The organism is Microbacterium maritypicum (assembly GCF_008868125.1).
Lineage (GTDB): Bacteria > Actinomycetota > Actinomycetes > Actinomycetales > Microbacteriaceae > Microbacterium > Microbacterium maritypicum.
In genome coordinates this window covers 111076-137918 of sequence record NZ_WAAQ01000003.1, presented here as the reverse complement: position 1 = coordinate 137918, position 26843 = coordinate 111076, and the positions used below count along the sequence as shown (strand labels likewise).

Annotated in this window: 24 protein-coding genes; 8 read left to right on the top strand and 16 right to left on the bottom strand. The window is 69.7% G+C overall.

Features of this window, described 5'->3' with window-relative positions:
- Positions 1–165: 165 nt before the first annotated feature.
- Positions 166–3504 (top strand): family 20 glycosylhydrolase, encoded by a 3339-nt coding sequence (locus tag F6W70_RS16300; protein ID WP_151487348.1) that lies wholly within the window; start codon positions 166–168, stop codon positions 3502–3504.
- 99 nt (positions 3505–3603) lie between these two features.
- Here F6W70_RS16300 and F6W70_RS16295 read toward each other — a convergent pair whose 3' ends face one another.
- From F6W70_RS16295 to F6W70_RS16280, 4 genes are all read right to left on the bottom strand, one after another.
- The gene (locus F6W70_RS16295; RefSeq protein ID WP_017830026.1) at positions 3604–4038 is read right to left on the bottom strand and encodes a DUF3995 domain-containing protein; all 435 of its coding nucleotides are present in this window, start codon (positions 4036–4038) and stop codon (positions 3604–3606) included.
- A 172-nt stretch (positions 4039–4210) separates the two neighbouring features.
- Positions 4211–5137 (bottom strand): carbohydrate ABC transporter permease, encoded by a 927-nt coding sequence (locus F6W70_RS16290; protein WP_017830027.1) that lies wholly within the window; start codon positions 5135–5137, stop codon positions 4211–4213.
- Positions 5138–5139: 2 nt separating this feature from the next.
- Positions 5140–6111, bottom strand: coding sequence for a carbohydrate ABC transporter permease (locus tag F6W70_RS16285; RefSeq protein ID WP_055871773.1), 972 nt, complete (start codon positions 6109–6111; stop codon positions 5140–5142).
- A gap of 31 nt (positions 6112–6142) precedes the next feature.
- Positions 6143–7387, bottom strand: coding sequence for an extracellular solute-binding protein (locus tag F6W70_RS16280; RefSeq protein ID WP_055871776.1), 1245 nt, complete (start codon positions 7385–7387; stop codon positions 6143–6145).
- 326 nt (positions 7388–7713) lie between these two features.
- Between F6W70_RS16280 and F6W70_RS16275 the strand changes: the two genes are divergently transcribed.
- From F6W70_RS16275 to F6W70_RS16255, 5 genes are read left to right on the top strand one after another with little or no spacing between them, the layout of a single operon-like run.
- Complete coding sequence (locus tag F6W70_RS16275; protein WP_017830030.1) at positions 7714–8610, top strand: SIS domain-containing protein; 897 nt, start codon at positions 7714–7716, stop codon at positions 8608–8610.
- A 24-nt stretch (positions 8611–8634) separates the two neighbouring features.
- Positions 8635–9627: an ROK family protein gene (locus F6W70_RS16270; RefSeq protein ID WP_082531548.1), complete on the top strand. Its 993-nt coding sequence runs from the start codon at positions 8635–8637 to the stop codon at positions 9625–9627.
- On the top strand, positions 9624–10568 hold the full coding sequence (locus F6W70_RS16265; RefSeq protein WP_151487347.1) for a 1-phosphofructokinase family hexose kinase: 945 nt from the start codon (positions 9624–9626) through the stop codon (positions 10566–10568). The genes F6W70_RS16270 and F6W70_RS16265 overlap by 4 nt, the downstream gene beginning before the upstream one ends.
- Positions 10565–11419 (top strand): class II fructose-bisphosphate aldolase, encoded by an 855-nt coding sequence (locus F6W70_RS16260; RefSeq protein ID WP_055871788.1) that lies wholly within the window; start codon positions 10565–10567, stop codon positions 11417–11419. The genes F6W70_RS16265 and F6W70_RS16260 overlap by 4 nt, the downstream gene beginning before the upstream one ends.
- The gene (locus tag F6W70_RS16255; protein WP_151487346.1) at positions 11419–12195 is read left to right on the top strand and encodes a DeoR/GlpR family DNA-binding transcription regulator; all 777 of its coding nucleotides are present in this window, start codon (positions 11419–11421) and stop codon (positions 12193–12195) included. The genes F6W70_RS16260 and F6W70_RS16255 overlap by 1 nt, the downstream gene beginning before the upstream one ends.
- A 247-nt stretch (positions 12196–12442) precedes the next feature.
- On the opposite strand, the gene F6W70_RS16250 is transcribed toward F6W70_RS16255, so the two are convergent.
- From F6W70_RS16250 to F6W70_RS16235, 4 genes are all read right to left on the bottom strand, one after another.
- Entirely contained in the window at positions 12443–14893 is a 2451-nt protein-coding gene (locus F6W70_RS16250; RefSeq protein WP_151487345.1) for a CHAT domain-containing protein, read from the bottom strand.
- 274 nt (positions 14894–15167) lie between these two features.
- Positions 15168–16739: a S8 family peptidase gene (locus F6W70_RS16245; protein ID WP_151487344.1), complete on the bottom strand. Its 1572-nt coding sequence runs from the start codon at positions 16737–16739 to the stop codon at positions 15168–15170.
- 57 nt (positions 16740–16796) lie between these two features.
- Entirely contained in the window at positions 16797–17252 is a 456-nt protein-coding gene (locus F6W70_RS16240) for a hypothetical protein (RefSeq protein WP_151487343.1), read from the bottom strand.
- A complete protein-coding gene (locus F6W70_RS16235; protein ID WP_318278930.1) occupies positions 17249–17875 on the bottom strand; it encodes an RNA polymerase sigma factor in 627 nt (208 codons plus the stop codon). Before F6W70_RS16235 ends, F6W70_RS16240 begins: the two co-directional genes overlap by 4 nt.
- A 123-nt stretch (positions 17876–17998) precedes the next feature.
- Here F6W70_RS16235 and F6W70_RS16230 point away from each other — a divergent pair, with 123 nt between their 5' ends.
- Complete coding sequence (locus F6W70_RS16230; protein ID WP_055871807.1) at positions 17999–18217, top strand: SCO4848 family membrane protein; 219 nt, start codon at positions 17999–18001, stop codon at positions 18215–18217.
- Between the two features lie 33 nt (positions 18218–18250).
- Here the strand turns inward: F6W70_RS16230 and F6W70_RS16225 are convergent, their stop codons facing one another.
- On the bottom strand, positions 18251–19546 hold the full coding sequence (locus F6W70_RS16225) for an MFS transporter (RefSeq protein ID WP_151487342.1): 1296 nt from the start codon (positions 19544–19546) through the stop codon (positions 18251–18253).
- Between the two features lie 74 nt (positions 19547–19620).
- On the opposite strand from F6W70_RS16225, the gene F6W70_RS16220 reads away from it, so the two are divergent.
- On the top strand, positions 19621–20211 hold the full coding sequence (locus tag F6W70_RS16220) for a winged helix-turn-helix domain-containing protein (RefSeq protein ID WP_055871813.1): 591 nt from the start codon (positions 19621–19623) through the stop codon (positions 20209–20211).
- Between the two features lie 19 nt (positions 20212–20230).
- Here the strand turns inward: F6W70_RS16220 and F6W70_RS16215 are convergent, their stop codons facing one another.
- The 7 genes from F6W70_RS16215 to F6W70_RS16185 form a co-directional block, all read right to left on the bottom strand.
- Positions 20231–21340, bottom strand: coding sequence for an FUSC family protein (locus F6W70_RS16215; RefSeq protein ID WP_151487341.1), 1110 nt, complete (start codon positions 21338–21340; stop codon positions 20231–20233).
- A 165-nt stretch (positions 21341–21505) separates the two neighbouring features.
- Positions 21506–22192, bottom strand: a complete 687-nt coding sequence (locus tag F6W70_RS16210; RefSeq protein ID WP_151487340.1) for a hypothetical protein — start codon at positions 22190–22192, stop codon at positions 21506–21508.
- Complete coding sequence (locus F6W70_RS16205) at positions 22192–23106, bottom strand: ABC transporter ATP-binding protein (RefSeq protein WP_151487339.1); 915 nt, start codon at positions 23104–23106, stop codon at positions 22192–22194. Before F6W70_RS16205 ends, F6W70_RS16210 begins: the two co-directional genes overlap by 1 nt.
- The gene (locus F6W70_RS16200; protein WP_055875682.1) at positions 23103–23492 is read right to left on the bottom strand and encodes a GntR family transcriptional regulator; all 390 of its coding nucleotides are present in this window, start codon (positions 23490–23492) and stop codon (positions 23103–23105) included. Before F6W70_RS16200 ends, F6W70_RS16205 begins: the two co-directional genes overlap by 4 nt.
- A 123-nt stretch (positions 23493–23615) precedes the next feature.
- Positions 23616–24143: a GbsR/MarR family transcriptional regulator gene (locus F6W70_RS16195; RefSeq protein WP_151487338.1), complete on the bottom strand. Its 528-nt coding sequence runs from the start codon at positions 24141–24143 to the stop codon at positions 23616–23618.
- Between the two features lie 11 nt (positions 24144–24154).
- Positions 24155–25777, bottom strand: coding sequence for an ABC transporter permease (locus F6W70_RS16190; RefSeq protein WP_151487492.1), 1623 nt, complete (start codon positions 25775–25777; stop codon positions 24155–24157).
- Entirely contained in the window at positions 25777–26769 is a 993-nt protein-coding gene (locus F6W70_RS16185) for an ABC transporter ATP-binding protein (protein WP_151487337.1), read from the bottom strand. Before F6W70_RS16185 ends, F6W70_RS16190 begins: the two co-directional genes overlap by 1 nt.
- Positions 26770–26843: the final 74 nt, after the last annotated feature.

Here is a 26843-nt window from a genome sequence, read left to right as displayed (position 1 = left end):
CTGGATACTCTTTACCCATCCAATAATGAATGGATACTTAACAAATTAAGTGTCCCGGCGTCAGCTTCACTGTGGAACGACGCCGTAGACGCGAGTCGCCTCGTCGCAAGCACGCTCCCGGAATGTGTCGAGACGGCCCCGCACCAGCTCGAACTGGAGATCAAGATGCGCAACGACGCACACCGTGACCGTCCCCGATCGCTCCTTCGCAGTCTCGCCGGCGCGCTCGCCGTGCTCGTGACGCTCGGCGGTCTCGCCTTCTCCGCCGCTCCGGCCAGCGCCGCAGACAGCCGCGACGTCGCCCGTGAGGGCACCGCCACGGCGCGATCCACGTACTCGCTGAGCGGCAGTTTCGCCGCGGCGCACGTGAACGACGGCGACGCAGCGACGCGCTGGGGATCGAGGTATACGCGCACGAACCCGAACGACACCTACGACACGGCCGGTGAATGGGTGCAGATCGCCCTGGCCGAGCCCACCTACATCCTCAAGGTCGTGCTCGACTGGGAGGCCGCCTACTCCACCGACTACGAGATCCAGGTGTCCCAGGACGGGGTGGAGTGGACGTCCCTGCGCCGGGTGACGACTCCCACCGGGCAGGCCGTCGGAGGCCGCCTCGTGCAGCAGAGCGATGTCGACACGTCCGACGCCTGGTCGTACGTGCGCATCCTGTCCCACAGCGTCGCGACGAAGTACGGCCTGTCGCTGTACTCGTTCCAGGTCTGGGACCAGCCCGTCAGCGTCCCTCCGGGGGAGGCCAGGGACCTTGCCCTCGACGGCACCACCACGGCGAAGTCCTCGTACAACACCACGACCTTCGCTCCCGCGAACGCCACGGACGGTGATTCGGCATCGCGCTGGGGCTCGCACTACACGCGCGGCACTCCCGCCTACGACAACAGGTCCGACTGGATCCAGGTCGAGCTCGCAGAAGCCTCTCGCGTGCACACGATCGTCCTGAACTGGGAAGCGGCCTATGGCAAGAAGTACCTGCTCCAGGTCTCCGGCGACGGTGCGGCGTGGACGACGATCCATGAAGGCGCCGCCACGAAGGCCGGTGTGCAGGAGATCGTCGTCGATACCGCGGACGCCTGGAAGTTCGTGCGCATGCAGGGTGTGGAGACGGCCGGAATCTACGGGTACTCGCTGTTCGACTTCGAGATCTGGGGAGCGGCCAAGCCTCCGGTGGAGGTGCCCGACCCGCAGGGCGGTGACATCGTCCCGAAGCCCGTGAGCCGGAACGACGCCGAAGGCGCCGCGTTCACCCTGGGAGCGGATGCGCGCGTGGTCGCGCCCGCATCCTTCTCCGGCATCGCCGAGCAGCTCGCGGCGACCCTCCGCAGCGGCACGGGTTACGCTCTCCCGGTCGTCGCGAACCCGCCGCGAGACGGCGACATCGTGCTCGTCGAGGGCGACCCGGCCACGGGCGGCGCGAAGGCGTACCAGAAGGAGCAGGGGTACCGGCTGAACGCCGATGCCTCGCGCGTGACCATCACTGCGCAGGCCGCGGCCGGAGCGTGGAACGGTACGCGCACCCTGCTGCAGCTGCTGCCCTCCTGGGTGCTCGCCGGCGGCCCCGACGTCGTCGTCGACTGGACGGTGCCGGCGACCGAGGTCGTCGATCACCCTCGGCTCGAGCAGCGCGGACTGATGATCGATCCGGCACGCAACTTCATCACGGTCGACGCGGTGAAGGCCATCATCGACCAGGCCTCGCAGGCGAAGATGAACAGGCTGCACATGCACCTCACCGACGACCAGGGCTGGCGGCTCGAGATCGCCTCCTGGCCGAATCTCACCGCGCACGGCGCATCGTCGTCGATGAAGAACGGGCAGTCCGGCTTCTACACGCAGGCCGAGTTCCGCGACCTCGTCGCCTATGCGGCCGCTCGCCAGGTCACGGTCGTCCCCGAGATCGACGTGCCGGGGCACGTCGACGCGGCACTGTCCTCCTACCCCGTGCTCGATTGCGCCGAGCGCAGCATCCCGATCCGCACCACCGGCGGCATCTCCACCAACTCGCTGTGCATCGGCAAGCCGATCGTCGAGACGTTCATGCGCGACGTGATCGGCGAGCTCGCCGCGATCACCCCCGGCGACTATCTCCACATCGGCGCCGACGAGGTGGAGGGTGTGAGCACAGAGCAGTACGCATCGTTCATCCGCATGGTCGAGCAGATCGCAGCCGAGAACGGGAAGAAGATCATCGGCTGGACCCCGATGCCGCAGGCCGGAGTCTCCAAGGACGCCGTGCATCAGTACTGGGCTGATCGCAAGAACCACCTCGCGACCAGCTGGTTCGAGGGACGCGACGTCATCCTCTCCCCCGTGAACAACGCCTACATGGACTACAAGTTCCCCGGATCGCCGCTCGGCTTCCGGGAGGCGATCTACAGCACCAAATACCAGTACGACTGGGACCCCAGCCGTGTCGTCGACGCCACGACGAAGAAGAACCTCAACACCTCCTTCGGTCTCACCGAGGACGATGTGCAGGGCGTCGAAGCGGCAGCGTGGGGAGAGACCTTCCTCCGCGGAGGCGAGGACGTGGAGTACATGCTCTGGCCGCGCACGCTCGGCATCGCCGACAAGGGCTGGTCGACCAAGGCGGACACCACCTCGTTCGCCGACTTCTCCCAGCGCGCAGGGGCGCAGGGCGCACGGATGCTGGTGCAGGGGCAGAACTTCTGGAACGACCCCGAGCTGGCCTGGGTCAGCGAGCTCGTCGGCACGCGAGTCGCCGCGGGCTCCGAGGGCGAAGTCGCCGGCGTCGTCGCACAGATCGCCTCGCCCCGGTTGCCGAAGGGTCAGCTCAACGCGACGATCACCTGGCCGGACGGGCAGACGTCGGCAGGGGTGATCGACGGCAAGGATGCGGTCGGTGCGGATGCGGCCTCGCTCTTCACCGTGACCGGCAGCCACACCAGTGCTCCCTCCGCTGCGGCCGGCACCGGCTCGGTGCGGGTGACGGGGCCGGCGGGTCTGGACATCACGGCACCGTTCATCGTCGAGGCCGAGGTCGCCGCACCTCCCGTGATCGCGCTCTCCGCCTCCACCATCCAGGCCGGATCGACGGTCACGGTCGATGCGACCGGCCTGACCCCGGGGGAGCGGGTGTCCTTCGCGCTCCACTCGGATCCGGTCGACATGGGTGCGGCCGTCGCCGATGACGACGGTGCGGTCTCGCTCACCTGGAAGGTGCCGACGGGCACGCCGGCCGGGGCGCACGAGGTCGTGATGACCAGGGCCGACACGACCACGATCGCCGTGCCGCTGACCGTCACCGCCGCGGCCGTGCCGGGAGGCGATCCCGGCACGGGGGGAGGTGCCGGTGGAGGTGCGGCATCCGGTTCCGGTTCGGGTTCGGGCGCCGGATCGTCGGGCCCCGCCGGGCTCGCCGGAACCGGAGCGGACCCGATCCTCATCACCAGCGGACTGCTGCTTGCAGCGCTGCTCCTCGCGGGTGGTGCGGTCGCGATCAGGCGACGGAGCCTCGGGATCTGAGTGGGGCGCTCCGCCGCCGGTGGTCGGTGCGCGCGGGAACCTGGAGCGGCCGCGGGCAGGGCTCCAGGTTCCCGCCCCTCGGTAGCCGACCCCGCGACGTCAGCTTCGTCGGTCGCCACGCACCGCGAGGGCGATCGCGGCGCCGGTGATGAGGCACAGCGGACGGTAGATGCGCCTGTCGAGCGCGACGAATCGGCGATGGGGCCCCGGACGCCCGAGAAGCGCGGTCACTCGAGCCCCGTCCATCGCGCCGCGGAGGAGGAACGCCAGTGCCGCCGCCACGCGGGCGGCGATGGCGAGCGTGCGGGTGCCCCCTGCGCCCGCGACGATCGCGCTCCCGGCGAGCATTCCTCCACCGACCACGAGGCATGCGCCGGCCGAAGGCATCTCGTCGCTGCCGATGACCTGTCGCGCCAGCCGCTTCCGGTTCGGTGCCGGCCAGGAGGCGCCGGAGGCCCACAGCAGATGGATGGCTCCGATGGCGCCGAGCGATGTCGTCGCGACGACCTGACCGATCCGTCCGAGAGGAGTCATGCCCCCATTGTCCTCTGAGCCGGATCAGCCGCCGAGTTCACCGGTGCCGCGCCCGGCGCGGATGTCGGGAGAACGGACGGATGTCGGGTGACACGCCGCAGGTCGGTCCTGCAAACGCACATCCGCCCGACAGGTGTGCTGTCGGGCGGATGGCGAAGCGCGGCGAGGAGCGCTACTTCACGCTGCCGGCGGTCAGTCCGCCGACGAGTCGCTTCTCGATGAGCATGAACAGGATGACCACCGGCAGGATCGCGACGATCGAGACACCGAACACGTACTGCCAGCTGGTCTCGTACTGACCGACGAACTTGGTCAGAGCGACCGACAGCGGCTGGTTCTTGTCGGTCGACAGGATCACGAGGGATGCCGCGAACTCGTTCCAGCAGGCGACGAACGTGAACACGATCGCGGTCACGATGCCCGGCCACACGAGCGGCAGGTTGATCTTGAACAGCACCGTGAAGCGTCCCGCCCCGTCGATCTGGGCGGCCTCGTCGACCTCCTTGGGGATGCCCGCGAAGAACGAGTGCATGATCCACACCGCGAACGACAGGTTGAACGCGGCGTTGATGAAGATCATCGCCACCCAGGTGTCACCGAGTCCGAGGACCGTGAACTGACGGAAGAGACCCGAGGTCAGCACCGCCGGCTGCAGCATCTGCGTGACGATCACGAGGAAGAGGAACACCATGCGGCCGGGGAACTTGAACCGTGCCGTGTAGTACGCCGCCGGCAGCGACACCAGCAGCACGAGCAGCGTCGCGAACACCGCGATCACGATCGTCGAGATCAGGTTGTACGGCAACGGCGTCTCGGGGGTGGACCACATCGTGATGTAGTTCTCCCAGTGCCACTCCGTCGGCAGGTACGTCGGGTCGACCGACCGGATCTGCGGCTTGGTCTTCACGGAGCCGAAGAACATGATCAGGTACGGCAGCACGAAGATCGCGAGCACCAGGAACCCGGCGGCGGTGCGCAGGATGACGCGGGGCAGCGTCACCTGGTCTTCGGTGTAGCGGCGCTTGCGGCCGGGAGTCGGCGGTGTGCGACGGCCGCGGCCACCGGCGGTGGTCACGAGGGCGGTCTCGGTCACGGTCATGATCAGACCTCCTTCATGGGCTTGACGATCTTCACGTAGGCCGCGACGATCAGGATGACGATGAGGAATGCGACGACCGAGAGGGCGCTCGCGACATCGACCTTCTTCTGCAGCTCGATGTACTTGAAGATCAGCGTCATGATCGTGTCGGCGCCGTAGCCGGGGATGGATCCGGTCATCACCTTCAGGATCGGCAGCGAGTTGAAGACGTTGATGATGTTGATGAGGACGGCCACGGCGAGAGCGCTGCGCAGCTGCGGCAGCACGATCGACCAGTAGGTGCGGGCGGGGCTGGCCCCGTCCATCTTCGCGGCCTCGATCGCATCGGCCGGTACCGACTGGAGACCGGCGAGGATCGTGTAGGTCGTGAAGGGGAGTGACACGAAGATCGCGATCACGATCGACCAGATGAAGGCCGTCGTCGGGTTCTTCGTCCACCCGTATCCGACCGCGTCATCCGAGAGCCCGATGTCGTAGAGGAACTTGTTGAAGACTCCGAAGTACGGCTCGAGGCTGTAGTAGAACACCATCGTGGTCATGACGACCGATGCCGCCCACGGCACGATGACGGCCATGCGGACGAGCTGGCGTCCGGGGAAGGCCTTGTTCAGGATCTGGGCGAGGCCGAGCGAGATGACGACCGTGAAGACCACGACCGACACGACCCAGAGGATCGTGCGGAAGAAGATCGGCCAGAACTCGGCGAACGTGAAGACCGTGACGAAGTTGTCGAAGCCGACCGATCCCTTGTCGAGGCCCGACAGCGAGATGTCGCGTGTCGAGTTGAAGAACATCACCCCGGCGGGGAAGAACACCACGCCGATGATGAGCAGCAGTGCGGGGGCGATCCAGGGCAGCGCCTGGAGGAGGTCCTTTCCGCCCGGCCTGCCCCGAAGGGCATCCGGGGTCTTCCGGGTGCGGGGGCGGCCGGTGGCCGCCCCCGCGAGGTTCGAGGACTCTGTCTTCTGGTTCATTCGGGTACCCGAACCTCTCCGTTCAGCGGGCTCAGCCCGCGTCGACCTGCGCCTGGATCTCGGTCAGCACGTCCTGAGCCGGCTTCGTCTGGATCTGACCGAACAGGGACTTGAACGCACCGTCTGCGGCAGACCACTGCGGGTTCGTCGACGGGTAGAACTGCGCGTCGGGCAGCACGTCGAGGAACGGCTTGAGAGCCTCCTCGCCGGAGAGCTGCTCGGCACCGGACTTGGTGACGGGCAGGAAGCCCTCGGCCTGCACCCACGGCACGTACACGTCTGCCGAGTAGTAGTAGTCGAAGAACTTGGTGATCGCTTCCTTCTTGTCGTCGTCGTTCTGGAACGCCATCAGCTGGTCCATGACGCCGAGCGTGAACGGCGAGCCGTCCTTGGTCGGGATCGGGACGATCGAGTAGTCCAGGTCGGGGTTGCCCTCTGCGATCTGGCCGACCGTCGGCGGGAGGCCGACCTGCATGCCGATCTTGCCCTGGATGAAGATGTCCATCAGCGGGGAGCGCTGCGTCGAACCCGGGTCGGCCTGGGTCGCACCGGCGTCGATCATCTTCTTGATCTGCTCGGCACCCGCCAGGTTCTCGGGGGTGTCGATCGTGATCTCGGATGCGTCGCCGAACGATCCGCCGCCGCCCCACAGCCACACGGCCGCTTCGGCCTGAGCCTCTTCGGATCCGAGCGGCATGCCGTAACCGGCGACGCCGCCGCCGAGCGCGGACACCTTGGTGGCGGCATCCAGCAGCGAGTCCCAGTCGGTCGGCGCCTCGACGCCGGCCTGGTCGAGCAGGGCGTTGTTGACGAACAGGGCGCGAGCCGACGCGATCAGCGGGAGAGCGTACGCGGTGCCGTCGATCTCGGCGTTCTTGATGAACGAGTCCTGGAAGTCGGAGAAGGTGTCTTCGGAGACGACGTCCTTCGTCGGGTAGAGCAGCTCATCGCCGACGAAGCCCGCGAAGGGTCCGCCGTTGTAGATGTCCGGAGCCTCGCCGGCCTGGATCTTGGTGGAGACGACCTTCTCGAGGTTGTCCCACGACTGCACCTCGAGCTTGACCTTGATGTCGGGGTTCGCCTTCTCGAAACCGTCGATCACCGTCTCCCAGTTGGCCTTGGTGCCGTCGGAGTAGCTGGGGACGAGGAGATCGAGCGTGGTCGCTCCATCGGCATCGCCGCTGTCGCCGGAAGAACCGCCGAACCCGCACGAAGCGAGCGAGAGCGTGGCGACGGCCGCGATGGCGGCGGCGCCGAACCGCAGTGACTTCTTCATGTGTATTGCATTCCTCACTGTGATGTCCGAACCCTCGGCGGCGGGGCCGCTTCGGGAGGGGGGTGTGGTGCACAGTCGCAAGCACATCACGCGACAGTGCGTGGTGATCGCGTCGCCGGGAGGGCTACCGCGATCGTTCAAGCCGGGGCTCGGGGCTCTCGACGTCGGCCGGGGTCGGCATCGAGGGTGGAACTCGTCTGATTATTTGTCAGGAGAACAAACAAATCAAGGTAAAGCTGGTGTTGCATCGATCTGACGCCATACTATGATCGAATCAAGCTTCAAACAATCACAAGTCTGCAACTTATCGCCAGAAAGGCACATCGATGACCGAATCGCTGCCCGGCGCACACATGCGCGAAGAGCTCAACTCACAGCCTCAGACGTGGGCCACGGCCGCAGATCTGAAGGCCGAGCAGGCGCTGTTGCCTGCCTCCGGCGCCCGGATCGCCGTCGTCGGCTGCGGCACCTCGTGGTTCATGGCGCAGTCGTACGCGGCCCTGCGCGAGTCCGCCGGCCACGGTGAGACCGACGCGTACGCGGCATCCGAGGCGTTCCTCGACCGCGGATACGACGCCGTCGTCGCCCTCACCCGTTCCGGCACGACCAGCGAGGTGCTCGAGCTCGTCGACCGCATCAAGGGGCGCATCCCGACCGTCGGCGTGATCGGCGACCCGGACTCGCCGCTCGTCTCGCTCGTCGACGAGGCCGTGCTGCTGCCGTTCGCCGACGAGAAGTCCGTCGTGCAGACGCGATTCGCGACCACGGCGCTGGCCCTCTTCCGCGCTTCGCTCGGTGAAGACCTCACCGGAGCCATCGCCGATGCCGAGGCCGTGCTCGCCGAGGACGGCGACGACGAGCTGCGTGACGCCGAGCAGTACACGTTCCTGGGTCGCGGCTGGACGATCGGTCTCGCCCACGAGGCCGCGTTGAAGCTGCGGGAGTCGTCGCAGTCGTGGACCGAGGCGTACCCGTCGATGGACTACCGCCACGGCCCGATCGCGATCGCCGCACCGGGGCGCGTCACCTGGCAGTTCGGCCAGGCTCCCGAGGGGCTCGCGGCGCAGGTCGAGGCCACCGGTGCCCGGTTCGAGCAGCGGACGATCGACCCGCTCGCCGACCTCGTGCGCCTGCACCGCACCGCGCTCGACCGCGCCGTCGCGCGAGGCCTCGACCCCGATCAGCCCCGCAACCTCACGCGATCCGTCATCCTGGATGCATGACGCAACCCGCCGCCGGAGCTGACCATGACCCGAGCTGACGGGACGGCCGCCGTTCCCGACGTCGAGCGTGACGCCACCGGGGAGAAGCTCGCCGCCGTGCGCACCCTCGGTATCGGCGCGCCCGTGCTGGCCTTCGACGTCGGCGGCACCGACATCAAGTCGGCGCTGTTCGACGCCGACGGCACCGCTCTCGGGCTGCGCCGCACGCCGACGCCGATCGCCGAGGGCGACCGCACACAGGTGCTTCTCGAACGCCTCGAGGTGCTGGCGGAGGAACTCCGTGCCGCTCACCCCGAGGTCGTACCGCAGGCGGTGGGTCTCGTCGTACCGGGGATCGTCGATGCGGATGCCGGACTGGGTGTCTTCGCGAGCAACCTCGGCTGGCATGACTCCCCGCTGCGCGACCTCGCAGCCGATCGCCTCGGGCTGCCCGTGGCGTTCGACCACGACGTCCGCGCCGCGAGCTGGGCGGAACGTCGCCTGGGCGGCGCGCGGGATTACGCCGACTCGGTGGTGCTCGTGATCGGCACCGGGATCGCCGGCGCCTTGCTCGTCGGTGGCGTGCCCTACACCGCCGGGGGATACGCGGGCGAGATCGGGCACTCCCCGATCGCGGACGGGCCGATCTGCGCGTGCGGCGCCCGAGGCTGCCTGGAGGCCGTCGCATCCGCCGGTGCCATCGCCCGGCGCTACCGCGAGGCGACCGGGATCGCTCCCGACGGCGCGAAGGACGTGATCGCCCGTGCGGCGGCCGGCGACCGGATCGCCGCGGATATCTGGAACTCGGCGCTCGACGCGCTCACGATGTCGCTGGCTCAGCTCACCGCCGTCGTGGCTCCGGAGGCCGTGGTCATCGGCGGCGGCCTGTCGCGCGCCGGAGGCGCACTCTTCGACGAGCTGCGCACCCGCCTGGCCGCACGGCTCAGCTTCCACCGCATCCCCGCCCTCGTGCCCGCCGAGCTCTCCGGCAACGCGGGACTGCTCGGGGCGGCCCTCCGCGCGCGGGAGCTCACGTGATCCTCACCGTCACCCCCAATCCCGCACTCGACCTCACCTGGCGTGTCGAACGGCTCGTCGAAGGCGGAACGCACCGGGCGGATGCCGGGGCCGCACGCGCCGGCGGCAAGGGGCTCAACGTCGCGCGCGTGGCGCACGCCGAGGGCACTGAGGTGCTCGCGGTGACCACTCTGGGCGGTCGGGTCGGCGAGGAGTTCGCCGCAGAGCTCATCGCGAGCGGGGTGCCGCACGCTCTGGTCCCGGTGGCCGCCGAGACCCGTCGCAGCATCGCGGTGGTCGACGAGACCCTCGGAGACACCACGATCATCAACGAGCGGGGCGTGAACCCGACCGACGTCGAATGGGCTGCCGTGCTCGCCGAAGTCGTCGAGCGGCTCTCGGGCGCGCGTGTGCTGGTCGTGTCCGGCAGCGTGCCCCCCGGAGCGCCGGAATCGCTCCTCCCCATGCTCATCGCGGTGGGCAAGGATGCCGGTGTGCCGGTGATCGTCGACACCTCCGGTCCCGCCCTGCTGCGTGCGGCGGATGCCGGCGCCACCGTGCTCAAGCCGAACGCCGCCGAGCTGGTCGAGGCCACGGGTGTGGCCGACCCGGTCGAGGGCGCCCGCTCGCTGATCGCCCGCGGCACCGAGCTCGTGCTGCTCTCCCTCGGAGCCGAGGGCATGCTCGCGGTCACGGCGACCGCTCTCGTGCATGCGCGTCTCGACGAACCGCTCGCCGGCAACCCCACGGGCGCGGGCGATGCCGGTGTCGCCGCCTGTGCCGTGCTGTACGCCGACGGGGTGCGCGACCCCGAGCAGATCCTCCGCCGCGCCACGGCGTGGTCCGCCGCCGCCGTGCTCACCCCGCTCGCCGGCGACATCTCCCCGCGCTGGCCCGAGATCGAGCAGCAGCTGCGCATCTCGCATCCCGACCCTGAATCGTTCCGGAAGGACCCTTCGTGACCCTCGTCTCCGCTCGTGACCTCGTCTCCGCCGCATCCGCTGCCGGCACCGGCATCGGCGCCTTCAACGTGATCCACCTCGAGACCGCGGAAGGGCTGGTGCGGGCGGCCGCTCTGGCGCAGCTGCCGGTCATCCTGCAGATCTCGCAGAACTGCGCCGACTACCACGGCGGGCTCGAGCCCATCGCCCTGGCCACGCTCGCGGTGGCGCGGCGCGCGCAGACACCCGTCGCGGTGCATCTCGACCACGCCGAGCGGCCCGAGCTGGTCGACGAGGCCATCGCGCTGGGCTTCGGCTCGGTCATGTTCGACGGGGGCGCACTGCCCTACGACGACAACGTGGCCCTGACGGCGGCGGTCGCCGCCCGTGCACACGAGGCCGGGGTCTACGTCGAGGGCGAGCTCGGAGAGGTGGGCGGCAAGGACGGGGCGCACGCTCCGGGTGTGCGCACCGACCCCGAAGAGGCGCGCGCGTTCGTGGCCGCCACGGGAGTGGACGCCCTCGCGGTCGCGGTCGGCTCCTCGCACGCGATGACCGATCGCACGGCGTCGCTGGACCTCGACCTGATCGGGCGCCTGCACGAAGCGCTCCCGGTTCCGCTGGTGCTGCACGGATCGTCCGGCGTCGCGGATGCCGTGATCGCCGACGCCGTGCGCGCCGGGATGACGAAGATCAACGTCTCCACCCACCTGAACGGTTTCTTCACGCGGGCGGTGCGCGACAAGCTGGACGCCGACGAGCGTCTGGTCGACTCCCGCAAGTACCTCGCGCCCGCCCGGGAGGCACTCGCAGAAGAGGCCGCCCGCATGCTCCGACTCTTCGCACTGCAGCCTGCGGAACCGGTCTCCTGATGAAGCGGGCCGCCCGGCTGAACGCGATCCTCGACCTGCTGGCCGCGAAGGGCGAGGTCACGGTCGAAGAACTGGTCGATCGGTTCGAGGCGTCGTCCGCGACCACGCGGCGAGACCTCGACACGCTCGCCGAGCAGCGCCTGCTCACCCGCACCCACGGCGGTGCGGTGGCGCAGACCGTCGCCTATGAGCTGCCCATCCGCTACAAGAGCCACCTGCGCACGCACGAGAAGGAGAGCATCGCGCAGACCGCCGCCGGCCTCGTCGCACCCGGCATGGTGGTGGGGCTCTCCGGTGGCACGACCACCACGGCCATCGCGGCAGCCCTCGCCGCGCGCGACGATCTCGCAGCGAACGGCGGCATCACCGTCGTCACCAACGCCGTCAACATCGCCGCCCAGCTCGCCACGCGGCCCGAGATCAAGGTCGTCGTCACCGGCGGCGTCATCCACTCGCGCAGCTACGAACTCGTCGGTCCGTTCGTGGAGCAGCTGCTGCGCGGGGTGCGGCTCGACATCGCCTTCATCGGCGTGAACGGGATGGATGCCCTCGCCGGTGCGACCACGCAGGACGAGCGCGAGGCTGCGGTGAACCGCATGATGGCCGAGCGTGCCCGCCGCGCGGTCGTGGTGACCGACGCCAGCAAGCTCGGTGTCGAGGCGTTCACGGCCGTCGGCGGGGTCGACCTCTTCCCGACCGTGATCACCGACGCCGGAGCGGACGCCGAAGCACTCGCGTCGCTGCGGGCGGCCGGATACGCAGTGCTGGTCGCCTGACGCCCCGGACACCCCGAGGGCCTCGACGTCCCCACAACGTCGAGGCCCTCTGAGGGCGTCACGGCTGTGCGCCGCGATGCCCCCGAGCAGATGGTGTCCGTGTCGTGTTCGCGCTCCCCAGTGCGCATGATCCCCAGATCCGACAGCGCCTCCCTCGCGCCTCACCCTTCGAGGCCCTTCGCCTGGCACCTTCCGAAGAACAGGAGCGTGCGGCATCCGTTCTGATACACCGAATGGAGGAAAAAGTTCAGAATCCGTCGCCGTGGCACTGGAACGGCGCGCTCAGACCGGTGTCGAGGCCTGCCCTCGCGAGCGCGACAGCGGGCGCTGCGCCTTCGGAGAGACCGGTGTGCACGGCGCTGAGCAGCTCCCCGGCCACATCGTCGGGGACCACGACGGGGGCGGCGATGACGCAGTCGGCTCCGGCGTGCAACCACACCCGCGTCATGCCCAGCGCTTCTTCTCCCCAGCGCACAGAGGAGCGCCCGAGTTCGCAGGCCGAGAGGATCACGGTCGTCGGGACGCGCGGTATCAGGTCGACGTCGTAGCCGAAGAGGATGCCGTCGGTGAGCTCGAACCCCGAGAACAGCGGGTTGTCCACCGCGTGCCGGCCGTGGGCGGCGATGTGGAGCACGTCGGTGGCGGCGGCGAGCTCGGTGACCGCCGCGACCGTCGCCGCGGAGGACTCCAGGATCCGCGGTGCGCGGCCCGCCTCACGCCAGGCCGCAGCCGCACGCGCGACCTCGTCTCCGGCGCGCGGGACACGGGGACCTGCGGCGAATCCGATCGTCGCCGGCCGGGTCCGGTCGCGGGCGGGCGCGGCCAGCAGACGCGACACGGATGTCGCTAGGGTGAACGCGATGCCGGACATGCCGGGGAGCATCGCCCACGGCACGCCGCCCAGCGCTCCTGGCACGGTGATCGCGAGACGCGCCGCGGTCGGCGCCGCCAGCAGCAGCGGGGTGAGCAGCTCGGCGTCGAGGATCGCCAGCCGTGACGCGAGCGCCCGCGCGGTGACCTCCCCCATCAGCCCGCCACGGGTCAGTGCGACCATGTCGAGGTCGGCGCGGAGGCCGTCGAGAGCCGACTGCACCCGCTCCCATGACAGGTCGACGATGGTCGCCCCCGACGAGGTGACCACGATGGCATGCAGCGTCGCACCGGTGAACACGTAGGACAGGACGACGACGTCGGCGTCGAGCATCGAGGTCGCCTCGGCGAGTCCCCATCGTTCGCGGGTGCCGCCGGATCCTGTGGCCGCCCATTGCCGCTCGCGCACGCGGTCGCGGAGGGTGCGCACCCTGGCATCCGTCGTCCAATCGGCGCCGGCCAGCTCGGCGCGCAGCATTCGCAACTCCGCCAGATCCACCGCCAGGGATTCGTCACGCGGGGGCCGCACCGGGGCGACCTGCTGGCTGAGGTGGCGCGCGCGTTCGGACCACTCGAACAGGATCGCGGGGTCGCGCAGCCGGGCAGCAGCGGCGAGGCCGGCGAACATCAGGTCGCTGCCGTGCATCGCGACGGATGCCTGCAGGTCGAGTGCACCGAAGGACTGCTGCCAGGCGGTGAGCAGGTCGAGGCCTTCAGCGGCCGCACGCAGCGCGTCGCGGTCACGGCCGGCAGCCGCGGCGCGCGCAGCACGCACCTCCTGGGCGCGCAGGCGCAGAGGCGTGGGGGCGGCGTCGTCCAGTCGCGGGAGGCGTCCGGTGCCGTCGCGTCGAGCACTCAGGCGCAGTCCTGTCGCCTCGGTGCGAAAACCTCCCCGGTCCAGGGCTTTCGCTGTGCGGGCGAACTCCGCTTCGTCGATGGGGCGGTGCGGTCTCGCCCGCTGCTGCGCCTCGAGACGCACCGCCTCGGCTCGCGCCGCCCACCCGTGGTTCGCGAGTGCCGTGAACCGTCGCGCTGCGGTGCGGGCTGCGCGCTCGGCGGCGGCGGGATCGTGGCGCAGGAGCGAGCGGGCGAGGTGGAACTCGGACTCGCCTCTGGCCTGCCGCATCCGCTGCGCGCCGAACTGGGTGGCGACCTGCTCCAGCAGCGCTTCGGCCTCGGTCGTGAGACCCGCGTCGCGCAGCACCTCCGCCCGGTCGAGGTCGCTGATCGCCGCCGCGAGGTCGCTGATCGCGGCGAGCTTCGGTCGGGAGCGGGTCATCAGGGTGAGCGCGGTGACGAGGTCTCCGCCGAGCAGCGCCGCGTACCCGAGATTGTGCCGGGCCTCCGCCAGCGGCTCCTCGTCGTCGTTCGCCTCGTACACGGCCACCGCGCGCCGCAGATCCGCGATGCAGGAGTCGAGCTCGCGCTGCTGCATCCGCACCACGGATCGGTTCATGAGGCAGTTCGCGAGCTCGGTCGTCTCGTCTCCGACCGCCGTGAGCGTCTCGATCGCACGGGTGAGTTCGGCCTCGGCCTCCGCCAGTCTGCCGCCGTGCATGAGGAGCGTGCCGAGCTGCCCGCTGAGCAGTGTGATCGTCTCGGCGCGCAGACCCGTTCGCCGCAGAGCTTCACGGCACAGCTGCTCGGCGGCGGCGGGTTGGCCGGTCTGGGCGAGGACGTAGGCGGTCGTGCCGTCGATGCGCGCGCGCAGGTCAGGATCGTCGGTGCGGGCGGATGCCGCGTCGAGAGCGCGCTGCGCCTGCGTGAATCGCCGGGCGTTGGCCGCTTCGACCCCGCGCCGGTGCAGCTCGATCGCGGACAGGGGCATCCCTTCAGAATGCCCTGCGTCGGGGCTGCAGGGAAGAGCGCGTATTCCGAGCGGGAGCGGTGCGTGATCGCTCGGGTGAGGCAGTGGACACCTGTCGGGAGGAAGAGCACGTGTCGGGCGACACGCCGCGTTCGGATCCGACAGCCGAACATCCGCCCGACAGGTGCGCCGGAAGAGCCGCCCCGAGCGTGTCCCTGCGGACCACGAGGGCGGCGGCGCTCGACACCAGGACGAGCCGCCCGCATCGGTACGGACGGCTCGTCCCGGGGGTGCGTCAGTCGAGGTCGACCGGGGTCGGCAGCGACTTCAGGACGGCGGCGACGGCTTTCGCCGCAGCGGCGGGGCTGACGCCGCCGACGGGGACGGTGCCGAGCTGGGCGGCTATGCGCGCTGCGACGTACGGGGCCGAGAACGAGGTGCCGCTCCACACCGCGAACCCGCCCCGATAGTCGTCGGGATCGATCGTCTCGCGGCGGAGGCCCTCGACGTCGGCCCTCGTGACCGCCTGGGTGCCGCCCACGAACGCGGGGGATGTGCTCACCACGGCGGCCCCCGGCGCGTAGGCCTGAACCCACGGGCCGATGTTCGAGAAGAGGGCGACCGACTGCGCCGAGGGGTTCAGCGCTCCGACCGACACGAGCGGCGCGTCTCTGTCCCGACGGATGCCGTTGTCGGCGCCGGGCCAGGACCAGAGCGACGCCGGGAACGAGGGGCGGTCGATCGCGTCGTTGCCGGCCGAGCACACGACCACGCAGCCGAGCTCGCGTGCCTTGGCCAGCAGCTGGTACAGCGTGAGGCTGAACAATCCGTCGATCGGCGTCTCGTGGTAGTAGCTGAGCGACAGGTTCAGCACATCGATCGGGAAGCCGGTCTTCGGATCCTCCCGGTGGCGCGCCAGCAGGGTCACGACCTGGGCCACGGTCTCGAGCAGCGTGCTCTCGTCGACCACCCCGAGGGCTCCCGCCACCCGGATCGAGAGGATGTCCGCCTCCGGAGCCGCCTGTCTGACGATGCCGGCGATGAACGTGCCGTGTCCGGCGACCGCGTCGATCTCACCGTCGAGCTGCCCGTACAGATCGGGGTAGCGTTCCGGATCGGCGTCGTCGGTCAGCCCGACCGGCACGCCGTCGAGGTCGACCGTGCGCGTGACGATGTCGGCAGGCAGCCAGGCGTGCTCGCCGCAACCGGTGTCGAGCACCGCGACCACGGGGCGCCGTCCGCGTTTCGGCGCGGGTCCGCGCACAGGGGCGGGGCCCAACCAGCTCACGGGCTGCCGTGCGCCGCGTCCGGGCTCGAGGTAGTCGTCGCTGCCGCCCGCGCCCCCTCCGGCGCCGCGCACCGGGTTCGTGCGGGTGAACGGGTTGGTGCGTGTGAAGGGGTTCGTCCTGGTGAAGGGATTGAGCCCGACCGGATCGATGGACAGCACGTGGTCGAGGCTCGTCCGCGGCATCGTCGAGCGCGACATGCGGCGTGCGCGCTGGAGCACTCGCCAGGCGTCGGGTGCGACGGGTGACTCGCCCCTGACCGGTTCGTCAGGAGTCCGCAGCCGTGCGCGCAGGAAGCCGGGAACCCCCGGAACCAGCTCGCCGTCGACCGCCGAGCGGGTGCCGTCCTCGATCTCGAGCTGCCATCCGAAGGTGTCGGCGGCATCACGCAGAGTGCGCACCTCGCGGTCGTAGGCCTCCCCGTCGCCGAGGGTGCGGGTGATCAGCAGCCGCTCCGGCAGATACGCCGTCGGAAACGCGCGGATGCCGTCCACCGGCTCCGTGCTCGGATCGAGCGCGGTTCCCCGGCGGATCGATCCCTCCGCGCGGTCCTGCCAGGTCCATCCCTTGGGCTGATCCATGCGTCATCCTCTCCCTGCGGGTCGCCCCGCGTCCTCATCGACGGGCGGCGCCCGTGGTCACAGCTCGAACTGCGGGGTCGCGAGCGTGCGCGTCTCGTCCCCGACCACGGTCGTCAGGCGCACGCGCGTGAGACCGGACGGCACCTCGTCGAACACGAAGCGTCCGGTCTCCTCCGGCGAGACCGACCTGGCCTTCTCTCCCTGCGTCAGGACGATCTCGGCGGCCGCCGTGTCGACCCAGCCGTCGACGCGGCGGCGGCCGGAAGCGGTGGTCGTCACATGCAGCAGGATGCTGGTGGAGCCGTCGCTGAACTGCAGGGTGAGTGCATCCGCCTCGCCGCGCACCTCGCCGAGCTGTCCCTCGACCAGGGTCAGCAGCGCATACTCGCTGTTCAGGCCGTCCGAAGCGACTGCGGCGACCATGCGGTCGATCAGGCCCGCGGGCACCGGGTCGACCGCTCTCCAGTGCGTGCGGAGCCGGGCGAGCATCCTGGCGTCTTCGTGGTCGGTCATGCGAGTCCCCCCGCCGGCGCTGTCGGCGGTCCGTCCAGCAGGGCGCGGAGCTTCGCGAGGCACCGGTTCCGTGTGGGGCCGATGCTGCCGATGGGCATCGCGAGGTCGCTGGCGATGTGCGCATAGTCCGGGCGGTCCTCGAAGGCGATCACGCGCAGCAGCCTCTGGCAGCGGTCGTTCAGGCGGCGGACGGCCGACCACAGCCGACGGTTCTCGTCGCCGATGGTCGCGTGCTCCTCGGCCGAAGCCTGCTCGGGGAGCAGGGTGTCGAGGTCGTCGACATCGGTCGTGTCGACCTTGCCGTGTGCCTTCGCGACCTTCCAGGCTTCGCGGCGTGCTGTGGTGGTGAGCCAGGCCGACACGGCCCGCGAATCGCTGATCGATCCGTGACCGCGCACCAGCCGCAGCCAGGTGGTCTGCACGACGTCTTCGGCGAGGGTGCGTTCGAGTCCGTAGGCGCGCACGACGTGCCAGAGCACGGGCGTCATCAGCCGTACGAGCTCGTCCATCGCGCGGCTGTCGCTCTCGCGCCATGCGTCGAACAGATCTGCGGCGCGCTCCCAGCGTGCACGCCCGTCATCCGAGGCATGATCGAGACCGGCGCCGGGTGCACCGTCGATCATGAAGCCCATTGTGATCACACCTACCAGGAGCGCGGCAAGGGCTTTCTGATACAAGTCCGCATCCAAGAATTCCGCATCCCGGCGGCGGTCGGCAGCCACAGGCGATGTCGATAGCGTTGAGGGGTGATCCCGCTCGCCGTCCTGCTCTTGCTCAACGCCGCCTTCAACGCCCTCGTCTGGCCGCGGTTCTACACGCGCGTCGCCAAGGATCCGCGGGCGCGCGACGAGAACGGCAGGGCCACGGCATTCCTCAAGGTGCACGCCGTCCTCATCGCGATCGCTCTCGTGCTCGCCCTGGTCTCCCTGCTCGCCGGCATCGCGGCACTGACCGGCGCGCTCTAGCCCGTACGGCTGCCGGCGCACACCTCTGCGGCATCAAGCCGTCTCGTACTGCTTCGCGTGCGCGGCCCAGCGCGCTTCGACCGGCAGTGCCCGCAGCGCACTGTTGCCCACGGCGAGGAGGACCGCGACCAGGCACAGCGCGGCGCAGATCAGGATGGTGCCTTCGCGGCCGATCCAGGCGAGTCCGAAGCCGGCGATCAGGGGAGCGAGTGGCATCGCACCCATGCCGAGCACTCCGGCGGCGCTGTTGGCTCGACCGAGCAGGTGGCTCGGGGTGGCGACCATGAAGTAGCCCATCATGCCGGCGTTGAGCGCGGGCACGAGCAGGACCGAGGCGCCGAGCACCACCGCGATGGCCCAGGGCCCGGTGACCATCGACAGCACGATCGCGCCGACCGAGACGACCGAGAGTCCGGCGATGGTCAGGATCCCGGTCTTGATCCGCGGGACGAGCAGCGGAGCGCACACGGCGCCCACGAGCATCACGGCCCCGATCGATGCGCTCAGGGTGCCGATCAACAGCTCGGAGTACCCGTCCTGCTGGAGGGCGTAGATGACGGTCGTGATCGTGGCGTTGAAGCCGAGGTTGATGACCGTCGTGATGAGCAGCACACCGCCGAGGTCGGGGCGGGAGAGCAGCCAGCCGAATCCCTCGCGCAGCTCCGCCCAGGCGTTGGGCTTCGTCGTCGGGGCCGGAGCGACGTCGTCGTCCGCGCCCGCATCGACCACTCCTGCACGACGGGTCTGACGCCCCAGCATCCACGCGGTCAGGGCTGCGATCGCGTGGCACAGCGTCATGACCGCGCCCACGAGCCATCCGCCGACGCCCAGCAGCAGACCGCCGAGCGGTCCGCCCGCGAGCTGGAGCGCAGCGTCGCGCCCTTGGTTCGCCGCCTGCGCTCGGCCCATCGCGTCGTCGGGCACGATCTCCTTGATCGCGCTCTCACCGGCGACGTCGAAGAGTCCGCTGCGCGCGGCGAGCAGCACGTCGATCACGAGCAGTGATCCGAACGTCATCGCGTCGCCGAGGGCGAGGAGGGTGAAGCCGCCGGCGAGCACGATGCCGATGAGCGAGCCGAGGAGCATCAGCGCGATGCGGCGATGACGGTCGGCCAGCACGCCGCCGGCCAGGGTCATGAGCAGTCGCGCGACCATTCCGGCTCCGCCGATGATGCCGGCCTGGGCGGGGTCGTTCGTCACGATCAGGGCGAGCAGCGGGATGGCGAAGCCGAACAGGGAGGCCGCGAGGCCCTTGCTCGTGTCGCTCACCAACCAGGTGAGGTAGCGGGTGTTGCGCCACAGACGGTGGGGCTCGGTGACGGTGGTCATGGGAAGAGAGTAGATGCGCAAGAACTATTGCGCAAGTCTTATTGCGCAATTGTGGGTGCGAGTAGGATCGGCACATGACGGAGGACAGCGCGAAGAGCACGAGCACCGATCCCGTCTGGATGACCTCGGCCATGCTCAAGGCCTACTCGCACCCCCTGCGACGCCAGATGATCCGGCTGTTCTCACGGCGGGACTTCCTCCGCGCCGCCGACATCGCCGCCGAGCTCGGCGTTCCGGCGAACAGCGCCAGCTTCCATCTGCGCGCTCTCGCCGATGCCGGGCTCATCGAAGAGGCGCCGGACAAAGCTCGTGACCGACGCGATCGTGTGTGGACGGGGCACAAGGGCGCGCTCAACGTCGGCGGTCCGGAGAGCCCCGTCCCGGATGAGGCCCTCGGCGTCGCGGTGGTCGCCGCGCTCGTCGAAGACCATCAGGATCTGATCCGTCGGGTGATGGCCTGGACCCCGGAGTACGTCGCCGGACGCACGAGGGAGGTGCACGCCGCCTTCACCCAGCGCACGATCCGGCTCACGGAGTCCGAGTTCGACGACGTGATGGTGAAGATCAACGACATCCTGAGTGCGGCCGACGACGCGCACGACAGTGCGGACCCGGACGGCCGCTACTGGCAGATGGACCTGGTCGTCGCCGACGACACCATCTGAGGCGGCGGCCCCGGTCGGATCAATCCTCGGTCGGAGGGCGCGTACCGCTCAGGATCAGGATGCGACGCAGGTGCATCGCGGTGAGCACACCGGGTCCCATCGAACGCCGCACATCGATGGTGCGGTCGTCGACCGTCTCGAGAAGCAGCCGGATCGCGCGCGCCGCTTCACCGCGGGCGCGATGATCGTCGCTCGAGGAGGCATCCCCCCGCGCGATCACATCGGCGACCGCGTGACAGGCCGCAGAGAGGGGCGCAGGCAGAGCGGGGTCGAGCGCCAGTGCCGACGGCCGGTCCCAGATCGTGTCGGCGATCTCGTCGGAGATGTCGCGGATGAGGTGGGCGATGCGATCGAGAGCCGCGAGCTCGTCGTGGCTCTGCTGGATCCGCGTGCGATGCCCCCTGGCGCGCGGGTTGCCCCGTCGGCTCTCGTCCGCCTCCGTCAGTGCCGCTCGTAGTTCGGAGGAGGTGTCGGCGAGAGAGGCCGCATCGTCGGCCCATTGCTCGTGCTCGGGCGGCCATGCCTCCGAGACCGCGGATCCGATGTCGTGCAGGTGCGCGGCCAACTGCTCCCGGAACGCCGCCACCCGTCCCGCCGCGGCGACGGTGAGTGGTGCGGGTGCGATCACCAGGTTCACCACCAGCCCGACGACCACGCCGACCGCCGTCTGTGTGAGGTAGCCGAGCGAATAGTCGTCGGCGTTCTGTCCGCCGATGATCAGCACGAACAGGGCGGCCATCGGCACGTATTCGCGGCCGACGCCGAACCAGCCCGTGCCCGAGAGCAGCACTCCGACGCCGACCACGAGGGGGATCGTCCACCAGGTCGGGCCGACCGTCAGCACCACGATCGTGGCGAGACCGATTCCCGTGGCGAGGCCGAGCAGCGTCTGCAGGCTCGACTTCGCCGAACCCATCAGCGTCGGGTACATGCTCAACAGGGCCCCGAGGGGCGCGTAGTACGGGTACTGGTCGGTGACCCCGGGCATGTGCGGAGCGATCATCCAGGCCAGTCCGACGGCGAGGGTCGTCTTGGCCACGAGCAGCAGCCGGGCAGGACGGACGGCGTCGTGGAGCGCGCGTCGGGCGCCCGCTCGTCGTACCCGGAGCCGGGTGCGGGTCTGCGTCACGGCATCCTCTCTGTCGGGGGCAGGGGGTTCCGCGAGCGTAGGCGCTCCGGTGCGCAGGAGGCGAGCGGGTTGCGTGCTCGGCGACGTACCGGTAGCGCGCACACGCGACGCCGGCCGCCCAGGAGGGCGACCGGCGTCGGCGAGAGGGATGGATCTGCGGTGGGTCTACGGGATGGCTCTGCGGAAGGCGAGGAACGAGACGCCCATGAGGGCCGCCGTGACCACGAGGCCCCAGAGGGCGAGACCGAGGGCGCCGAGGCTTCCGATCCCCGTCCAGACCTGCCCCCACAGCTCGAACCGCGTCACGAGATACGAGAGCCCGACCAGCACGAGCGCCAGCGCGACCCACCCGATCGTGAGCACCATCAGACCCCAGCTCTTGTAGATGGTGGCGCCGGTGAACCCGACCACGAAGAAGAACAGCGCGAGGGTGAAGTAGACGACGAAGGCCCCGAGCGGACCCGCCTCCCACAGCCACGGGATGTAGAACACCCATCCGTTCACGCCGTAGCCGTTCGTGGCGACTTCGATCCCCCCACCGATCAGGAACAGGATCCCCATGAGGGTGCTGGCGATGATGGCGGTGAGCATGGTGCCGAGGAAGAACTCCCGTCGCGTGATGCTCATCGCCTGAGAGAAGGGGAACGTGAGCGTCATCGCAGAGATGCCGATGGCGAAGAAGTACCACAGAGGCGCCTGTCCTCCGCCGCCGTAGATCGCGATGTCGTCGGGGATCATCCCGTAGATCAGTATCGAGATCGCCGTCGCCGCGCCGAGGATGATCAGCGGCACCCAGATGAAGGTCTGCCGGTTGATCAGCTGCAGGCGGATGACGTTGAGTGTGCGTCGCATCAGCGCACCTCCTCTTTCGTGGCGGCGGATCTCGTGGCGTCGGCCTCGACCTTCTGGGTGAGACGCACGATCAGCTGCTGCAGCGAGACCGGCGCGAGGTCGAGCCCTGCTGCCGCGATCTCCGCGCGCTCCTCCGCGGATACGGCGCCGAGGACGGTGACGGATGCCACGCGCCCGAGCGCCTCGCGGTGCAGCACCTCTCGGGTGCCGACCCAGGCGTCGACTTTCGCGGCGTCGCCCACCACGGTCACGGCGCGGTCGCGGACCGCATCCGTGTCCTCGTTCAGGAGGATCTGGCCGTTGTCGATCACGATGACCTTCTCGATGAGGTTCGAGACCTCGTCGATCAGGTGCGACGAGAGGATGACGGTGCGCGGGTGCTCGGCGTAGTCCTCGATCAGGCGGTCGTAGAAGATCTGCCTGGCGACGGCGTCGAGGCCGAGGTAGGGCTCGTCGAAGAAGGTGATCTCGGCGCGCGAGGCGAGTCCGATGATCACCCCGACCGCGGAGAGCTGACCGCGGGAGAGCTTCTTGATGGTCTGCTTCATCGGCAGCTGGAACTGGGCGATGAGCTCGTCGGCGAGGGCCTGATCCCAGTTCGGGAAGAACAGGCTCGCGGCCTTGAACGCGTGCTTGGGGTGGGCGTCGTCCGGGTACTTCTGGCTCTCGCGGACGAAGCAGATCCGGCTGAGCACGTGCGCGTTCTCGTACGGGTGCTCACCGAACACCTTCACGGTGCCGGACGACTCGAAGTTCTGAGCGGTGAGGATCGACATGAGTGTCGTCTTCCCCGCACCGTTGCGGCCGAGGAGGCCGTAGATCGCGCCTCCCTCGATGGCGAGCGACACGTTGTCGAGCGCTCGCTTCTCCTTGTAGCGCTTGCTGAGGTTGTGCACCTCGATGACGGCGGTCATGCGGAGGTCTTCCCTTCTGCGTCAGTGGTCAGTGCGGCACGCTGCCGGAGCAGGGCCGCGAGGTCTTCGGCGCCGAGCCCGAGCGTCCGGGCTTCGGCGAGGAGCGGGTCGATGTAGCGGTCGGCGAACGCGGCGCGGCGCTCGCCGAGGAGGAGATCCCTGGCGCCCTCCGCGACGAACATGCCGATGCCTCGGCGCTTGTAGAGCACTCCCTTGTCGGTGAGCACGGCGACTCCCTTCGCTGCGGTGGCGGGGTTGATCCGGTAGAACGCGGCCAGCTCGTTCGTGGAGGGGGCCTGGGCCTCTTCGGCGAGTGAGCCGTCGACGATCGAGTCCTCGATCTGCTCGGCGATCTGGACGAAGAGCGGCTTGCCTTCTTCGATCACGAGTCCTCCGCGTGGTTAGTGGGTTACTTACTTGACTAAGTAACCATATAACCCGGACGAGTGTCAAGAGGTGAGGCGGACGGCGAAGCTCACCGGCTCCCGACGGATGACCGAGTGAGCCCGTCAGTCGCGTTCGCGGCGCTGCTCGTGCCAGTCATCGACGATCTGCAGCATGCGCGCGGAGAGGAAGCGGAAGAACTCGGCGAGCTCGACGGCCCGGTCGTGGGCGCCCTGGTCGTCGGTGTGCGCGGCGGCGATGTCGTCGATGTACGCGGACAGGCGGGAGTACACGGGCATGTTCCCCGCGATCGAAATCGTGAACGGGTCGTGCACGAACTCGTAGCGGTCGCGGCGCTCCCCCGGCCGTGAGCGGCGCTGGACGAAGTGCAGCTGCTGCAGGTAGCGCACCGCACCGGAGACGGCCGCAGCCGAGACGCCGAGACGCTCGCCGAGCTGGGAGGCCGTGTACCCGCCCGCGGGCGCGGCGATCAGCGCCATCATCACCCGCGCCGGCATGCGGGGCATTCCCGCAGCGGTCATCATGGCCGCCGCCTTCTCCGCCGGTTCGATCCCTCGATGCACCGCGGCGGTCTCGAGGTCGGCGGTGTCGATGTCTGTGGTGTCGAGGCTCTCGGCGCTGTCGTCGGGCATCCCGGCTCCTCCTACGCGCCGAGGGCGAGCTCGCGTCGCCGCATCAACGTCAGTGCTGCCGCGCCTCCTGCGGCCAGGGCGAGCACGAGCCACCACAGGCCGCGCACGTCCACTCCGCCGCCGTCGACCACCGGGGTCACCGCGAACGGCGAAAGGTTCGCGCTCCACTCGGGCAGTCCGAACAGCGGCCCGAACATGCCGAGCAGGGCCGCCAGCAGCACGAGGCTCCACGCCACGGCGGTCGTCGCCCGCGGGAGCAGCACGAACACCAGGGCGGTCAGCACCGCGAAGATCGAGGCAGCGACCGCCTGCCCGAATCCGGCCACCGCCACGATGCGATACAGCGACTCGTCGCCGCCGTTCGACCAGGCGCCGACCCACCCGGCGAGCACGGCGGCGGCGACGACGATCAGCACCGCGGCCACGCCGACCATCATGTAGTCGGCGAGCCAGCGCACGCGTCCGACCGGGGTGGCGAGCACGGCCTCGGCGGTGCCACGCGCCTCTTCCTGGCGGGCGCGCACCACGGTCTGTACCGCCGCGCAGGCGGCGAGGATGCCCAGCAGCGTGAAGAACACGGTCACCACGACCTCGTCGAGTCCTCCCGAGGCGCCGCCGATCTTCTTCAGGATGTCGGCGACGGCGGGGTTCTCGCCCGAGATCCGGTCGACCACCCCGCTCAGCGTCGTGGCGAGGATGCCCGTGATCGCCCCGCCGATCGCCCATCCCACGATCGAACCCGAGGTGAGCCGCCACACCAGCGCGTGCGGCGACGCGAGCGCCGGTCGTGCCGAGACCCGGCCCGGGCGCTCCGCGACGAAGCCGGCATCGACGTCGCGCACGGATTGCAGGGCGACGGATGCGACGGCGAGCACGAGGCCGAACGCGATGCCCAGCAGCACCGGCCAGGCCAGATCGGTGTCGTAGGGGCGCGTCTGCTCGGCCCAGCCGAACGGCGAGAGCCAGGCGGGCCAGGCGCTCGTGATGCGGGTCAGGTCGTCGCTCGGGGTTCCCGCCGCGTTGCCGATGCCGCGGATCAGGAAGGTCGCCACGAGTACCCAGATCGTCAGGGAGTTCGCCCCGCGCGATGTGCGCATGAGCTGCGCGGCGAGCAGGCCGACGCCGAGGAACGCGATCCCGGTCGCGCCGGCCGCCGCCCCCGCGAGGAGCGCGCCTGCGGCCGGAAGTCCGGTGGCGATCAACGCGAGCGCGGTGAGCGCGGCCAGCACCACGTTCGCCAGGAGGCCGTGCACGACGGTCGCGATGGTTGGCAGTCGGCGTCCGGCCGGAGTGGCCCATACGAGTTCCGCCCGTCCCGCCTCCTCATCGCCGCGCGTGTGCCGCACCGCCAGGAACGTGCTCATAAGGGCGGCGAGCAGTGCCAGCCACGGGAGGACCGCGAAGGCGAGGAAGGCTCCTTCGGACGTGCCGGACGGCAGCCCGCGGAACATCAGGATCACGGGGTTCGCGAGTGCCGCGGCGAGGATGCTCTGCCGATCGGCGACGGTCGCGTACGACTGGCTGACGCCGGCGTATCCCGCGAAAGCCATGAGCGCGGTGCCCACGATCCACAGCGTCAGCTGCAGCCGGTCTCGTCGCAGCCGCTGTCGGAGCAGCACGCCGAATGCGGACATCACGCGCGACCCTTCAGGGCGCGACGCTCGCGACGGGTGGTGGGTGCCGTGTCATCGCGGCCGCCCTCTTCTGCGGCTTCGAGTGTGGCGAGGTCGTCGCCGTAGTGGCGCAGGAACAGCTCCTCGAGCGAGGGCGGGGCGACCCGGAGGTCATCGATGCCGAGCGCGGCGAGGGCGGGGAGCACGGTGGCCGTGCGGTCGCTGTCGACGGCGAGGCGGATGCGGTCGCCCTGCTGCTGGGCGTCGTGCACATCGGGGATGCGGGACACCTGGTCGAGGGTGGCCCCGGCGGGGGTGAACGACACGTCGCTGCGGGTGAGGTGTCGCAGCTGCGTGAGCGTGCCGGTCTCGACGATACGGCCGGCGCGGATGATCGACACCCGGTCGCACAGCTGCTCGACTTCGCTCATGATGTGGCTCGACAGCAGCACGGTCGCGCCGTTCGCATGGGCGCGGGCGACTTCGTGCTGGAAGATGACCGCCATCAGCGGATCGAGTCCGCTGGTGGGCTCGTCGAAGATGTAGAGGTCGGCGGGCACCGCGAACGCCGCGATCAACGCGACCTTCTGCCGGTTGCCCTTCGAGTAGGCGCGGCCCTTCTTGCGTGGGTCGAACTGGAAGGCGTCCAGGAGCCGCTTCTTCTCGCGCTGGTACCCGGGGTCGCTCGTGCGGGCCCCCCGCAGACGGGCGAGCAGATCGACGGCCTCGCCTCCGGACAGGTTCGGCCACACGCTGACGTCGCCGGGAACGTACGCGATGCGTCGATGCAGGTCGACGGCACGCTCCCAGGGGTCTTCGCCGAACACGGTCGCCTGGCCGGAGGTGCGCCGGGCGAGGCCGAGCAGGATGCGGATCGCGGTCGACTTGCCTGCCCCGTTCGGCCCCAGGAAGCCGTGCACCTGACCGTGCTCGACGGTGAGGTCGAGACCGTCGAGCGCATGCACGGTGCCGTAGTGCTTGGCGAGGTCCTGGGTGGCGATGACGGTGGTCATGCGCGGGAGCGTACGCCCGATTCATGAAGTTGTGAATCGGGCGAAGACGACGCATGCGAAATCCTCACGGCCCC

Coding starts and splice junctions, on each gene's coding strand:
- F6W70_RS16300 (WP_151487348.1), top strand. CDS start 166: ATGCGCAACGACGCACACCGTGACCGTCCCCGATCGCTCCTTCGCAGT.
- F6W70_RS16295 (WP_017830026.1), bottom strand. CDS start 4,038: ATGACTCCTCTCGGACGGATCGGTCAGGTCGTCGCGACGACATCGCTC.
- F6W70_RS16290 (WP_017830027.1), bottom strand. CDS start 5,137: ATGACCGTGACCGAGACCGCCCTCGTGACCACCGCCGGTGGCCGCGGC.
- F6W70_RS16285 (WP_055871773.1), bottom strand. CDS start 6,111: ATGAACCAGAAGACAGAGTCCTCGAACCTCGCGGGGGCGGCCACCGGC.
- F6W70_RS16280 (WP_055871776.1), bottom strand. CDS start 7,387: ATGAAGAAGTCACTGCGGTTCGGCGCCGCCGCCATCGCGGCCGTCGCC.
- F6W70_RS16275 (WP_017830030.1), top strand. CDS start 7,714: ATGACCGAATCGCTGCCCGGCGCACACATGCGCGAAGAGCTCAACTCA.
- F6W70_RS16270 (WP_082531548.1), top strand. CDS start 8,635: ATGACCCGAGCTGACGGGACGGCCGCCGTTCCCGACGTCGAGCGTGAC.
- F6W70_RS16255 (WP_151487346.1), top strand. CDS start 11,419: ATGAAGCGGGCCGCCCGGCTGAACGCGATCCTCGACCTGCTGGCCGCG.
- F6W70_RS16250 (WP_151487345.1), bottom strand. CDS start 14,893: ATGCCCCTGTCCGCGATCGAGCTGCACCGGCGCGGGGTCGAAGCGGCC.
- F6W70_RS16245 (WP_151487344.1), bottom strand. CDS start 16,739: ATGGATCAGCCCAAGGGATGGACCTGGCAGGACCGCGCGGAGGGATCG.
- F6W70_RS16240 (WP_151487343.1), bottom strand. CDS start 17,252: ATGACCGACCACGAAGACGCCAGGATGCTCGCCCGGCTCCGCACGCAC.
- F6W70_RS16235 (WP_318278930.1), bottom strand. CDS start 17,875: ATGATCGACGGTGCACCCGGCGCCGGTCTCGATCATGCCTCGGATGAC.
- F6W70_RS16225 (WP_151487342.1), bottom strand. CDS start 19,546: ATGACCACCGTCACCGAGCCCCACCGTCTGTGGCGCAACACCCGCTAC.
- F6W70_RS16220 (WP_055871813.1), top strand. CDS start 19,621: ATGACGGAGGACAGCGCGAAGAGCACGAGCACCGATCCCGTCTGGATG.
- F6W70_RS16210 (WP_151487340.1), bottom strand. CDS start 22,192: ATGCGACGCACACTCAACGTCATCCGCCTGCAGCTGATCAACCGGCAG.
- F6W70_RS16205 (WP_151487339.1), bottom strand. CDS start 23,106: ATGACCGCCGTCATCGAGGTGCACAACCTCAGCAAGCGCTACAAGGAG.
- F6W70_RS16195 (WP_151487338.1), bottom strand. CDS start 24,143: ATGCCCGACGACAGCGCCGAGAGCCTCGACACCACAGACATCGACACC.
- F6W70_RS16190 (WP_151487492.1), bottom strand. CDS start 25,777: ATGTCCGCATTCGGCGTGCTGCTCCGACAGCGGCTGCGACGAGACCGG.
- F6W70_RS16185 (WP_151487337.1), bottom strand. CDS start 26,769: ATGACCACCGTCATCGCCACCCAGGACCTCGCCAAGCACTACGGCACC.